12 protein-coding genes are annotated in these 13,606 nt (G+C 40.9%); 9 read left to right on the plus strand and 3 right to left on the minus strand.

Features of this window, described 5'->3' with window-relative positions; genetic code table 11:
- Nucleotides 1-23 precede the first annotated feature (23 nt).
- Complete coding sequence (locus NMG88_RS04930) at nucleotides 24-1,268, plus strand: tRNA nucleotidyltransferase/poly(A) polymerase-related protein (protein ID WP_227366253.1); 1,245 nt, start codon at nucleotides 24-26, stop codon at nucleotides 1,266-1,268.
- A 125-nt stretch (nucleotides 1,269-1,393) separates the two neighbouring features.
- On the opposite strand, the gene NMG88_RS04935 is transcribed toward NMG88_RS04930, so the two are convergent.
- Entirely contained in the window at nucleotides 1,394-3,670 is a 2,277-nt protein-coding gene (locus NMG88_RS04935; protein ID WP_254035160.1) for a GumC family protein, read from the minus strand.
- Nucleotides 3,671-3,869: 199 nt separating this feature from the next.
- Nucleotides 3,870-5,402: an SLBB domain-containing protein gene (locus tag NMG88_RS04940; RefSeq protein WP_227350173.1), complete on the minus strand. Its 1,533-nt coding sequence runs from the start codon at nucleotides 5,400-5,402 to the stop codon at nucleotides 3,870-3,872.
- Between the two features lie 215 nt (nucleotides 5,403-5,617).
- Between NMG88_RS04940 and NMG88_RS04945 the strand changes: the two genes are divergently transcribed.
- From NMG88_RS04945 to NMG88_RS04955, 3 genes are all read left to right on the plus strand, one after another.
- Nucleotides 5,618-7,432, plus strand: a complete 1,815-nt coding sequence (locus NMG88_RS04945) for an FAD-dependent oxidoreductase (RefSeq protein WP_042152327.1) — start codon at nucleotides 5,618-5,620, stop codon at nucleotides 7,430-7,432.
- A gap of 91 nt (nucleotides 7,433-7,523) precedes the next feature.
- Entirely contained in the window at nucleotides 7,524-7,751 is a 228-nt protein-coding gene (gene patX / locus NMG88_RS04950; protein ID WP_026797864.1) for a heterocyst-inhibiting protein PatX, read from the plus strand.
- 63 nt (nucleotides 7,752-7,814) lie between these two features.
- Entirely contained in the window at nucleotides 7,815-8,057 is a 243-nt protein-coding gene (locus tag NMG88_RS04955; protein WP_042152331.1) for a lipopolysaccharide assembly protein LapA domain-containing protein, read from the plus strand.
- Nucleotides 8,058-8,081: 24 nt separating this feature from the next.
- Here the strand turns inward: NMG88_RS04955 and NMG88_RS04960 are convergent, their stop codons facing one another.
- Nucleotides 8,082-8,873 carry a Crp/Fnr family transcriptional regulator gene (locus tag NMG88_RS04960; RefSeq protein ID WP_042152334.1) on the minus strand — a complete coding sequence of 264 codons (792 nt, stop codon included), beginning with the start codon at nucleotides 8,871-8,873 and terminating at the stop codon, nucleotides 8,082-8,084.
- A 321-nt stretch (nucleotides 8,874-9,194) separates the two neighbouring features.
- Here NMG88_RS04960 and NMG88_RS04965 point away from each other — a divergent pair, with 321 nt between their 5' ends.
- Genes NMG88_RS04965 through NMG88_RS04985 form a run of 5 tightly spaced genes read left to right on the plus strand, consistent with a single transcriptional unit; the run spans nucleotide 9,195 to nucleotide 13,537 of the window.
- The gene (locus NMG88_RS04965; protein WP_042152336.1) at nucleotides 9,195-10,286 is read left to right on the plus strand and encodes a sulfate ABC transporter substrate-binding protein; all 1,092 of its coding nucleotides are present in this window, start codon (nucleotides 9,195-9,197) and stop codon (nucleotides 10,284-10,286) included.
- A gap of 49 nt (nucleotides 10,287-10,335) precedes the next feature.
- A complete protein-coding gene (locus NMG88_RS04970; protein ID WP_235751105.1) occupies nucleotides 10,336-10,662 on the plus strand; it encodes an NIL domain-containing protein in 327 nt (108 codons plus the stop codon).
- Nucleotides 10,663-10,705: 43 nt separating this feature from the next.
- Nucleotides 10,706-11,578, plus strand: a complete 873-nt coding sequence (gene cysT / locus NMG88_RS04975; protein WP_227351459.1) for a sulfate ABC transporter permease subunit CysT — start codon at nucleotides 10,706-10,708, stop codon at nucleotides 11,576-11,578.
- Between the two features lie 29 nt (nucleotides 11,579-11,607).
- Complete coding sequence (cysW, locus tag NMG88_RS04980; protein WP_227350175.1) at nucleotides 11,608-12,444, plus strand: sulfate ABC transporter permease subunit CysW; 837 nt, start codon at nucleotides 11,608-11,610, stop codon at nucleotides 12,442-12,444.
- A 46-nt stretch (nucleotides 12,445-12,490) separates the two neighbouring features.
- On the plus strand, nucleotides 12,491-13,537 hold the full coding sequence (locus NMG88_RS04985; protein ID WP_042152342.1) for a sulfate/molybdate ABC transporter ATP-binding protein: 1,047 nt from the start codon (nucleotides 12,491-12,493) through the stop codon (nucleotides 13,535-13,537).
- Nucleotides 13,538-13,606: the final 69 nt, after the last annotated feature.

The following is a 13,606-nucleotide window of genomic DNA, read 5'->3' on the forward strand; positions in this document are numbered from 1 at the left end:
TATGAACGTTGATTTTTATTGCTATGTCTGAAGCTTTACCTGATGTCTTCTCTCCCGCCCGTTGGCCGTTTGAACTGAGTCAGTTACCCCAACCCGCTTATTTAGTCGGGGGTGCTGTGCGAGATGGGTTAGTCGGTCGCACCGTGACGGATTTGGATTTGGATTTTGTCCTGTTACAAGATGCGGTTCAAACAGCACGAACCCTTGCTAAATATTATGGCGCTGGTTTTGTGTTATTGGATGCGGAACGGCAAATTGCGCGGGTTGTCTTTAAAAACATAACAGTTGACTTTGCTCAAGCTGAAGGCAATAGTTTAGAACAGGATTTACGTCGCCGGGATTTTACGGTCAATGCGATCGCTTTTGATCCATTTACAAAAACCTTTATTGATCCTAACAAGGGTCAAGAAGATTTACAACGGCGTTTAATTAAAATGATTTCTCCTGACAATTTGCAAGATGATCCCTTACGATTATTAAGGGGATATCGTCAAGCGGCTCAATTAGGATTTGAAATTGAGGCTGAAACCAAGGCTGCAATTCAAGTATTTTCCCCGTTGTTAAGTCAAGTTGCAGTTGAGCGCATTCGCACGGAATTAGTCTATTTATTCAATACTCCTAACGCCACAGACCGGATACAACAAGCCTGGGAAATAGGTTTGATTTCTCCTTGGTTTAAGAGTGCAAATCAACAGTTTCAGCAATTATTACAGATGGATTTATCGGCGAAAAAATTAGGAAAAATTTATCCCCAATTATCCCAGGAATTATCCCAAGGATTACGGAAAAATTTAAAAATATCGCTTTTGGGAATAGCAAAATTAAGTTTTTTATGCAATCAGAATCCGACTCTAGCTGAAGCGGAATTATTAAAGTTGAAGTTTAGTAAAATAGAATTAAAAAGTGTTTTAGCAATTCTCAAGGGTCGATCACAAATCAATCTGTTAAAAACCAGAGATTTATCTTTAAGAGAACAATATTTTTTATTCCAAGGGTTAGGACTCTTATTTCCAGCTTTAATAGTGAAAGCAATGGCGGCTGGGTTTTCCCTTGAAACTTTTTCTCCTTTAATTAATCGTTATCTCAATTCTGATGATCCCGTCGCCCATCCGCAATTATTATTAACCGGGAATGAATTAATGGAAGCATTAAACTTACGTCCGAGTCCTAAAATTGGAGAACTTTTATTAGAAATTCAGTTAGGACAAATTGAAGGAAAAGTCACAACGATTGAAGAAGCGATCGCTTTTGCTCAACAATTATTATAAGATGGCATCGGACTTTTTCCCCCGTCCTGCTAATCCCCCCACTACGAATAAACTAAATAGTCCAAACCAGCCGAATTTCATGCAATATTTCACTCAAATAAATCAACCCGAATTCAACAACTTTTTTAATAATCCCGATAATAATGGGTTTCCTGTTTATCCCCGTTAGCAACCATTCCTAATACGGGAACCCCGGCGGTGTTAATTTCTCTCAAGGCTAAACTAAAGGCTTCTCGGTCGGTTTTTCCTAAACCTACAACCATCATTAACCCATCGGTATGAGGGGCTAATAAATTGGCATCGGCTAACCCTAAAATTGGGGCGGTATCGTAGATAATTAAATCGTAGGATTCCTGCAATTGTTTCATTAACTCCTGCATGGGTTTTGAGGATAATAACCGAGTCGGGTCGGGATAGAATTGTCCGGCGGTTAACACTGATAAATTCGCCTCCGAATTGACCTGTTTAATCACGGTTTTAAAATCTAATTTTTGAGTTAAAATATTAGTTAATCCCAATTGATTTGTGATTTCTAATAAGGTATGAATCCGAGGGCAACGCAGGTCAGCATCGACTAATAAAACCCGTTGACCCATGGCGGCGGCTCCCTGGGCTAAATTCATAGCAATGGTTGATTTTCCATCGGCGGGAGTGGCGGAAGTAATCACACAAGACCGTACAGAACCTTCAGGGTTTAAGAGACGTAAATTAGTATTTAAAGCTCGGAATGCCTCTTGGAATGGACTACAAGCGGGGTAGGTGAGATCAGAAATATCAATAATTGGTGCAACTGAACCGGGAAGGATTAAGGCTTCATTACTAGCTGGAATTACCCCTAATAATGGTAAAGAAATCCTATCGGTAACTTCGTGGGTTGTACGATAAACATTGTTAAATCGTTCTAGGATTTGAGCCGTAATTACCCCTAAAAATAACCCAGCTAATCCCCCTAGAGCAAGATTTAAAGGAACATTAGGAGAAACCGTAATTAATTCTCCATTTGTATTACTGGGAATCCGAGGAGGAGCAATTAATTCCCAAGGTTCCGACTTGACTTTAGGAACAACTTGGAGTTGCATTTCTTGAGATTTATTATTCAGTTCTGTTAATTGATTTGTAGTATTTTTTAACTGTTGTTGTAAATCATTATATCGACCCAAAACCTCTGGAAATACTTGAGAATATTGGTTTAATTGTTGAGTGGCTTTTTCTAAAACTTGATTTCTCACCTTCAGCATTTCAATATTATTCGCCACCAAAATTAACTGCTGAATTAGTCCCATGCGGATCGAATCTTGAAACCGAATAATATTAGGATCGACTTGATTGGTATTTGCTCCCAATACATTTTTAGCTTCTTTTTCTAATAAGGGAAGTATTTGCGATCGCTGATCCAATAAGGCTTGAATTTGCGGTGCTGTTCCTTTAAAACGGGCGGATTCAATCGCTATTTGTGTTTCTAATTTTAATAACTCTTGAAGTAACCCTTGATATTGGGGAGATTGAGTTAAGGCGGATGCAAGTAACGCTTGTTCTGGTTTCAATCCCAACTGTTTTTGCAAATATTGATATTGAGATTCTTGTTGGACAAGTTGGAATTGAGCTTCTAATTTTTGAGCTTGTAATTCACTCTTTTGTTTGAATAAATATTCAGTTTGTAGTTTCGGGTCAATAAAATTATATTGTTGTTGGAGTTTCTCAATTCCTTGTTTAATTTGGGGTAGTTTTTTCTCTAAGGTAGCAATTTGCGCCTGAATTAATTTTAATTGTTGTTCTTTTTGTTGATCTTTTACATCTTTAGGATGACTATATTTCAAGTAACCTTCAGCTATTTTTTCTAAAACAAATTGGACTTTTTGAGGTTCGGAATCTTGATAACTGACTTCAAAAATTCGGGTTTGTTTTAAGGGTTTAATCGCCAGGTTATCATTTCCCCAAAATGTTTGTCCAGTTTTTTGATTAAGTAGAGAATCATAAGTAACTTCAGGATAGCGGGTTTGAATCCCTTTGAGAATTCCCGACATTAATTTGGGACTTTGTAAAATTTCCAGTTGGGAATAATAATCGAGGTCTGAATTTTTTTCTGAATTCGAGTCTAAGCTCCCCTCGTTTTCGGAGGGTTGGGGGGGGGAAGTTTGGGGATTAGTTTCAACTAAAATTTGAAATGACCCTTTATATTCCGGGGTTTGATTAATTGTCCACAGATAAACTCCAGCAGTAACGGCCGTTGTCACCCCTAAAACAGCAATCGCTCGTTTCCATAAAACCTGAAAAAAATTAGATTTTTCTTCATCATATCCAGGGTATAAATCAGGATCATAATATAAAATTTCTCCCGATGGATGTAAGGTTTTTCTAGTATTTTTATCAACAGAGAGTTGAGATAATTTTTTATTTTTCATATTAATTTTTGGGGTAATTTCAACAATTTCAGTTTTGTATAGCAGTCGCCATAAGTTTAGAATCTGGATTCTCGCCAAAGCCGGAATGACATCCCATTTTCACACCGGATATAATATAGCTTATAAATCTTGTCCTCCTGTTCCCTCCCCCCCTAGCCCCCCGTGCACGGGGGGTTTGGGGGGGCTGTTCCCTCTCCTATTAAAAAATATTCACAAATCGAAAAAGCCCTAAAAAGTTGTTAATCGGACTTAACGAATTTAACACAGTTCCTAAACCCTCTCGGAAAGCCGCCCCCCCAGAACGACCAACGACAATAACATCATTATTTCTCAGGGTTGGGTTAGTTTCCTCATTCACTTGCGCCGATAGATTAATCGCAATTTGGCGCCGAGAAACCGTCCCATTCGGATGAATACGAATTAATTCCACTTGTTTTTTATTCGCCCGGGATTCATTAAATCCCCCCGCTTCCACCAAAGCTTGATTCAAAGCAGTATTGGGAGGGAGACTTTTCGCCCCTGGAGACACCACCTCACCCACCAGACTAATTTTTAGGGTATCGGGAGAAAAAGAAGCAGCCAATACCTCCGCATTTTGTTGACTTTCGGCCGTTGTCGCCGTTGGGACTACAATCGTATCTCCCTGTTGTAACATCGCATCTTGGCTCAAATCTCCTTCTTGTAACAGTTTCCATAAATCTACAGTAATCTGTTGTTCGGTTCCAGTGCGGGTCAGACGTCGTACCTGGATATTACGGATATCCGCGCCCGGAGTAATTCCCCCCGCCATTTTCAGGGCTTTCGTCACCGTAAACAGTCCCCCAGTCGCCGCCACTGAACCCTCGATAGGTTGACCGGGTTCAGAGGGAATTCTGGGAACCGTTTCTAAGGTTAGGGTATGGGTTCCGGGGCGATTAACTGCACCGACCACAGCAACATTTATGGGTTGATTATTATTACTAGCAAAATTAGCGGTAATTAATTGGGAAGATTCCGCCGCATTGTGTTCGGTATTGGTGGGAATATAAATTGTATCTCCGTCCCGCAGGGTAATATCCTGACGTAAATCTCCCGTTTGTAGGAGTTCCCACAAATCCAAATTGATAATTTTTTCCCCCCCAGTTCCACTTGATCGCCGAATTTTTACCTGTCGCATATCCGCGCTAGGGGTAATTCCTCCGGCCATTTGTAATACCCTTGTAATTGTGGGTAAACGTCCCCCTGTACCCGATACTTCTGGGGTTCCAATCATAGGGTTATTCGGGGTCGTAGCTGCGGACGGAGAGACAATATAAGACCCCGGACGTTGAACTTCTCCCGTCACCGCCACTTGTAGAGGACGGGCTGCGATTAATTTAAGAGCTAAAATCGGCCGTTGTAAATATTCTCCATAGCGCTGTTGAATCAGTGCCGTTACTTGGTCTACCGTCATTCCTTGAACTGAAATATTACCAATTAAAGGCAAATTCACAGAACCATCAATCGAGACTTGATGATGACCATTATTACCACTATATTCAGGAACATTAAAAATATCGAGTTGGAGCAAATCTCCTGGGCCTAGGGTATAACTCGTATCACTTGGAGGAATATTAACTATCGGTTGAGTGATGACCTCTTGGGCTTGGGCGATGGGAATATGTCCCAAAATGACCACAACCGGAAGCCAAACCCCCCATAACCCCAGGAAATTACCAGTTATTTTAAATTTTAAAGATAGAATCTTGACCATTTCATCCAAATAAATATAAAAGTAGTAAGCCCTTCAGGGCCTCTTCCCAAAGTAGTAAGCCCTTTAGGGCTTCTTCCCAAGGATTATGCAAAAAACATTAGTTAGATAGATGCCGTTGGTAATTACTTTTAGCGGATTAAGCCCTAAAGGGCTTACTACTGGGTTCTATTTTAACCGATAATTTTTGGATTGTTTTTTTTGTTAACAAATAGCTGATGAATCACTTACAAGCGGATGTTTTAGTTGTTGGAGGCGGAACTGGAGGGACAGCCGCCGCATTGCAAGCCGCCCGTCGGGGGGCAAAAACTATTTTAGTTAGTCAATGGCCGATGTTAGGAGGAATGTTAACTTCTGCGGGCGTTGTTGCACCAGATGGTAATGAATTAGCAGCATTTCAAACTGGAATTTGGGGGGCATTTTTACGCGAATTAAACCACCGTCAACCCCAAGGTTTAGATAATGCTTGGGTGAGTTTCTTTACTTATCATCCCCAAATAGGAGCTAATATTTTTGCCGATTGGGTTAAAGCAGAACCGAATTTATTATGGATACCCGAACAACAACCTTTAGAAGTTATTAAACAAGGGAATAAAATTACAGAGGTTAGATTTAATTCCTGTACTATTCATGCTAAAATTATATTAGATGGGACGGAATTAGGCGACCTTTTAGAACTCGCAGAAATTCCCTATCGTTGGGGATGGGAACCCAAAGACCAATGGCAAGAACCCAGCGCCCCAATTGAGCTATCAACATTAATGAAAACTACCCCCCCTAAGCCCCCCGTGCACAGGGGGTTGGGGGGGGGGCAAGCTCCAACCTGGGTTTTTATCATGCAGGATTTTGGAGAAGGTAACATAGCACCAGAAATTGATATTCCCCCCATTAATACCCCGGAATTATTTACTAATGCTTGGCAAAATTATGATATAGAATCATTCCTAAATTATGGTAGATTACCCGACAATAAGTTTATGATTAACTGGCCGATACAGGGCAATGATTATGATCAAAATTTAGATAGGTTAATCGGTTCAAACTCTGAGCGTTTGCAATTCTGGCAAGAAAGTTTTTACCATAGCCTGAGTTTTGCTCGGTTTATTCAAACAAAATTAGGAAGCAGATATGGATTAGCAACGGGAACTTTCCCTATAGAAAATCGACCTAATTTTAATATTAATCCTGATATTTTATCGGCTTTTGCCCTCCATCCTTACTATCGAGAAAGTCGCCGAATTGAAGGATTAAAAACAATTATAGAACAAGATATTTTACCGATTGAAAATGGTTATACTGCTCCCTTACCTTTAAATGAAGCCGGAGAATGTGAAGCGATCGCGATCGGAAATTACGCTAATGATCATCATTATACCCAATTTCAATTAACCCTACAACCTAAAAGTTTACGTTGGGGTGGACGGTGGACAGGAACCCCTTTTACTATTCCCTATCGAGCTTCAATTCCGATTAATACCGACAATTTATTAGTCTGTGAAAAAAATATTTGCGTTTCCCATATTGCTAATGGTGCAACCCGTTTACAACCTGTGGTTTTAGGCATTGGACAAGCCGCGGGAATGGCCGCAGCTTTATGTATTGAACAGGGAATACAACCCCAAGAATTATCAGTGAGAACCTTACAAAATGCCCTATTAACTGATATAATTGCCCCCCAAGCAGTAATTCCTTTATTTAATTTACCACCCGATCATCCCGATTGGTTGCACTGGCAATATTATTATTTAGAGCATCCCGAATTATATCCCATTGATGGTAATTGTCCGGCATCCCCAAACCCTCGTTATCCTGCTAAAAATAGTCACGCCTTCGAGGGTATTTTCCAGCGTCAGAGTCACCAAGACTATCGTTTTACCCTAACTCAAGGACAGTTTACAGGTCAAACCTGGAAATTAGTCACCCTATACCCAGAAATCAACGAACAATTACAAAATATTCCCACTCCTTCCTTCCTAAAAGTTTTCGGGCGTTTAAATTTTTCCGGTAACTGGTTAATTTTAGAGGGGTTATAGCCGGATTTAACAAAAACTTTTGACAGTTATCCCGATCTAAATATTAACGGTTTGTATAAGGAAGTGGACAGACTTAAAGGGACACTTTATTATGCAAACCTATACATCTTTAGTTTTATCAGTTTGTTTATCCGTTGGTCTTACTACTAACGCTTTAGCCGCTGGTTCTGCTTCTAATAAATTATCAGATGTTCTGAGCACCTCACAATTACTTTCCGCCCGTACAGGACTCAATGGCCCCTACGAACCAGACAGAGGCGGCGGACGTCGGGATTTCCAAGATACAACCCACTCTAATGATGTTAATGTTCAACTCTAATTATTGATTATGATTGAATATGATTGAAAATAAGTTCTTTCCTAAGATAGATTGTTATTATTTATGCCTAATGCCCCTGCCATTGTCACCAGTTTTATCCTAGCTTTCTGGATTAGTACGATTGCCATTCTTGCAGTCCAAAACGCTACACCGATTTCTCTGAGGTTCCTATTTTTCGAGTCTGTGCAACTTCCAGTCGGTGTGATTCTTGCCTTTAGTGTTGCCCTCGGACTCCTGGGTGCAGCTCTATTCAAGCCCATTGCACAATTAGGACTCACAACTCAAAACCCAAGAATCAGGAGTTAATTATTTCTCTCCCCTAATCCTTACCTACTTCAACGGCCACCACGAAACCTTATCCCGGGTGGCACTATAGGTTTCTTTTAATCCTTCGGGGTCAATAACTCGAATCGTATCTTCCGAGGAATCACTGGATTTCGCGGCTTCAATTAATTTGACTTTCTGCATTCCTTTGAGAACCTGTTCAACGGTGCGGTGGTTTAACTGACAGGAACGAGCGATCACATCAATAGGCAAATCGAAGGTATAAACTCCGTCGGACTGGGGTTGATTTCCTAGACTGCGTTCTTGATAGACCAATGCCCTGAATAGTGCAGCCACGGCTTGAGGAGGATAGGAACTGCAATTAAGTAGATGATACTGAAATTTTTCCCGCAGTTCAAAGAATTTATCATAGCGTTCCCGCACCACTGGACTATCCTGATAAATTTCTTTCAGGGTATCCAGGGGCAGTTTAATTATATCGGTGGTTTTGTAGGCTTCGACTAAACTGGGAAACGCCCGACTCATCTGGCCAAAACCAAAGGGAAGATTTCTCATCCCAAAACATCCCCCCGGATAACTGATGGCAATAATTCGGTCTAGGGGTGTACTTCGAGTAATAATTGGCCCGCCACTAATAATAATATAGAGAACATCTAAAAAGATATTGGGACGAAAGGCTGTATAGACAGGACGGCTAGAATACAGCTTTTCTATAACAAGGTCGCCTGGAAGGTACTGAGCCAGCCAGTTAATTTCTAAGTCTCGGAAAAGATAGTTAGTCTGAATCAAAAGTTTTGCTAACTCGGCTTCAGGTGATGAAGGTGCTTGTGCTGCCATATTTTACTTCCCTATTGGGACTCCACCAAATTTATAGTTTATAGCTGGCTTAGGGGTAGCGATGCTGGGAGTGCAGTTCCTAGAACCGCATTGCGGGGCTGAACACCAGGGGAGGATAACTGGATTGGACTGCCTCTGACTACATAACTGGGTCAGCCTATATGTATTTTGACATGGTAAAAGCATTGATTGATAAATTTAAGTTTTTAATTTTGTAATGCAGATGTATTGAAATTCAAACTAACTTAGTATAGAATCCAAAGGCAGTCAAAAACAAAAGACTGTGTAAATAAATTCCAGACGAATTTCAGGAGTATGATAATGCGAATCAGTTCACCGTTACCCCCAAAACGTTCCTCGGCTAAGTTTATTGGTTGTGTCCTCACTGGACTGGTGATTAACGCGATGGCGGTTTCTTGCTCCTCACCCAATAACACCGCCAGTAACTCATCGCCCCAAGCCCAACAATCAGATAAACCGATTAAAGTAACCCTCGTATCCTACGCGGTCACTAAAACGGCTTATGAAAATATCATTCCTAAGTTCGCAGCCCAGTGGAAAGCCCAAACCGGACAGACCGTCGAGTTTGAACAAAGTTATGGGGGTTCGGGTTCCCAAACCCGCGCCGTTATTGATGGACTTAATGCCGATGTGGTGGCTTTAGCCTTAGCCGGAGATACGGAAAAAATAGAGCAAGCCGGACTCATCCAACCCGGTTGGGAACAGGAACTTCCCAATGAGTCGATTGTTCATAAATCTGTTGCCGCTTTGGTGCTTAGAGAAGGCACTACCAATGTCCAGGGGTGGTCTGATTTAACTGGCGATGGTGTTCAGGTGGTGACAGCCAACCCCAAAACCTCTGGCGGAGCGAAGTGGAACATTATGGCTTTGTGGGGTGTTATCACCCAGGCTGGAGGAACTGAACAAGAAGCCCAAAGTTTCTTAGAGGCTGTCTTTCGTCAAGTTCCGGTTTTGCCGAAAGATGCCCGGGAAGCTAGTGATGTTTTCTTTAAACAGGGACAGGGTAATGTCTTAATTAATTATGAAAACGAGGTAATTTTAGCCCGTCAAAAAGGGGACAAACAACCCTATGTTGTGCCAACGGATTATAACATTTCCATTGATAACCCCGTTGCCGTTGTCGATGCTAATGTAGACAAAAATGGAACCCGTCAAGTAGCACAAGCTTTTACCCAATTTTTATTTACACCAGAAGCTCAAAGAGAGTTCGCTAAGGTGGGATTCCGACCCGTTGAGCCTACGATTCAAGTAGAATTTGCCAGCCAATTTCCTAAGGTTGAAAAACTATTTACTGTTAAAGATTTAGGGGGTTGGGAAGCGGTAGATACTAAATTTTTTGCTGACGGAGCAATTTTTGATCAAATCCAAGCCAAAATTGCCCAATCTAAATAGAGATTGATTCAGTCCCTAAAATTCTAGTCATTTATTTGAGGAGATTAAAATGTCTTTGAATTCTCCAAATATTGATCAAGAAAATACAGATTTATCTGGATTAAATGCCAGAGAAAAGTATCAATCTGATTCCCGAATTAGAGTCAGAATTCCCAAGGAATACCACCAAGAACCCGTGATTTCTCGCCTAGCTTCCGATTATGGTTTACAAGTTAACATTATCGGAGCAATTTTAGGTCAGAATGCCCGGGAAGATGGTTGGTTTGATTTACTCCTGAAAGGAACTCCCCAACAAATTGATAGTGCCCTGATTTATCTTGCCGATTTGGACGTTGAAATTTGGCAGGATTCCCAATCAGAAGTAGATGGTTGGTAAACAATCAATTCAATTCCTATTCCCCGTAGAGTATTAAACATTAATGGTGACTTCTGTAGACCAGTTTAAAACCCAGAAACCAGCTTCTAATAACCCATTAAAAGAACTTTGGGGGAGGCTTTCTTTCCCCTGGGTTTTTACCTTTTCCTATCTGATTTTTATGTTAATTCTGCCCTTTGCAGCATTAATTACAAAATCCTTAACGATATCTCCCCAGGAGTTCTGGAAAATCGCCTTTAGTCCTGTTGCCATGAGCGCTTATAACATTACTTTTGTAACCGCTTTAGCTGCGGGTGCAATTAATGGACTGATGGGAACTTTAATCGCTTGGGTGTTAGTTCGTTATAGCTTTACTGGGAAAAAATTAATCGATGCTGCGGTTGATTTACCCTTTGCCTTACCCACTTCGGTTGCTGGTTTAGTCTTAGCAACGGTTTATAGCGATAACGGTTGGATTGGACAATTTTTTACTCCCTTTGGTATTAAAATTGCCTTCACCCGTGTGGGAGTTTTTATTGCTATGTTGTTTATTTCTTTACCCTTTGTGGTCAGAACTTTACAACCGGTGATGCAAGAAATGGAACGGGAAACGGAGGAAGCCGCCTGGTCATTAGGTGCATCTCAATTCCAAACTTTTTTTAAGGTTTTGCTGCCCCCCTTAATGCCTCCAATTCTAACCGGAATTGCCCTGGGATTTTCCCGAGCAGTAGGAGAATATGGTTCGGTGGTGATTATTTCTTCTAGTATTCCTTTTAAAGATTTAATTGCCCCGATTTTAGTGTTTCAACGCCTAGAACAATATGACTATGTGGGGGCGACAGTCGTGGGAACAGTGCTATTAATGGCTTCATTATTCCTATTACTTTTGATTAATGCACTGCAACAGTGGGGCCGCCGTTATTCTATGAAAAGTTAAGATTTTAACCCCTGAATTCCTTACTCTTTATGTCATCTTCGCAAAAAAATTCTGTTCAGTCTGAATCTTTTCCTTGGGTTCAATGGGTTCTGATTGGTATTGCTTTACTCTATCTGGCTTTGGTTTTATTTATTCCAGCGATCGCTGTTTTTTATGAAGCTTTCCATAAAGGAACCCAAGAGTTTGTGATTGCTATTAATAGCAGTGACTTTCAAAAAGCCATGCAACTGACTTTAATCATTGCTTTGATTGTTGTTCCGATCAACACGGTTTTTGGACTCTGTGCTGCTTGGGTAATTGGTCGAAATCAATTTAGAGGTCGTACCTTATTAATTAGTATTATCGACCTGCCCTTTGCTATTTCTCCCGTGGTAGCCGGGTTAATGATTGTGCTCTTATATGGTCGGAATGGTTGGTTTGGGCCAGTGTTAAAAAACCTGGATATTCAGGTGTTATTTTCCCTCTCCGGAATGGTACTCGCAACCCTATTTGTTTCTTTACCTTTTGTAGCTAGGGAAGTAATTCCAGTTTTAGAAGAATTGGGTTCAGAACAGGAAGAAGCCGCCCGGATTTTAGGCGCCAAGGATTTCCAAATTTTCTGGCGTGTGACTCTACCTAATATTAAATGGGGTTTGCTCTATGGTGTGCTATTAACTAATGCTCGAGCTATGGGTGAATTCGGGGCGGTGGCGGTTGTTTCTGGATTAATTGCTGGCCGAACTTTAACCTTACCAACCTTTGTGGAACAAGCCTACAAAAACTATCAAACGGAGGCTGCTTTTGGTGCTGCCACTATTTTAGCGTTACTGGCTCTAGTGACTTTAGTTCTTAAAGAAATCTTAGAGAGAAAAACCAGTCACAGTTAAGACATTTTTGACCGATTCTAATTCAAATCTTTTATTGTGAGGTACTATGGGTATTGTCATTAACAACGTTTCTCAAGTATTCGGTAATTTTCAAGCCTTAGATAACATTAACTTGGAAATTAAAGATGGAACTTTAGTCGCATTATTAGGGCCTTCGGGTTCAGGAAAGTCTACTTTATTAAGAGCGATAGCTGGATTAGAACCCCCTACCAGTGGACAAATTATTATCAACGGTCAAGATACCACTTATTTAGATGTCAGAAAGCGCAATATTGGATTTGTCTTCCAACATTATGCCCTGTTTAAACATCTAAATGTCCGTCAAAATATCGCCTTTGGTTTGGAAATTCGCAAACATCCTCGGCAAAAAATTACAGCCAGAGTTGAGGAATTATTAGACTTAATTCAGTTAACCGGATTAGGAAATCGTTATCCCTCCCAACTTTCTGGCGGTCAACGTCAACGGGTGGCTTTAGCCCGAGCTTTAGCCGTGCAACCCCAGGTTTTATTACTCGATGAACCCTTTGGGGCCTTAGATGCCAAAGTTCGCTTAGAATTACGCAGTTGGTTACGTCAACTACACGATGAAGTTCACGTTACCAGTGTATTTGTCACCCATGATCAAGAAGAAGCCATGGCTGTCGCGGATGAAATTGTGGTGATGAATCAGGGCAAAATTGAACAGGTGGGAACCCCCTCAGAAATTTATGATCACCCGGCGACCCCCTTTGTTATGCAGTTTATCGGTAGCGTGAATCTGTTACCCCGTCATACAACACTATTTCAAGATTTTGATTTAGATTCTACTGCTACTAATATTTTTGTTCGTCCCCATGATCTGGAATTACATACCAGTAATTATCAACAACTTAGTGCTGTTGCAGACGTGAAACGGGTGACTCATTTAGGCTGGGATATTCAAGTGGATTTAACCCTAGCCGATGGGCGTGAAATTGTTGCCCATTTAAGCAAAGAACAGTTGAACAAACTGGAACTACAAGCGGGTGATCAAGTTTTTGTTCAACCCAAACGAGGATATAACGGTGATACCTGCGAAATTATATTAGAAGAAACCGCCGTAGCAGTCCGTTAAAATCCCTATTCCCTATTCCCTATTCCCTTCTCAGTCCCAGAGAGGGGTTTTTTTATTCAAGAAAGAATA

The sequence above is a fragment of the Planktothrix agardhii genome, assembly GCF_904830935.1.
GTDB lineage: Bacteria > Cyanobacteriota > Cyanobacteriia > Cyanobacteriales > Microcoleaceae > Planktothrix > Planktothrix agardhii.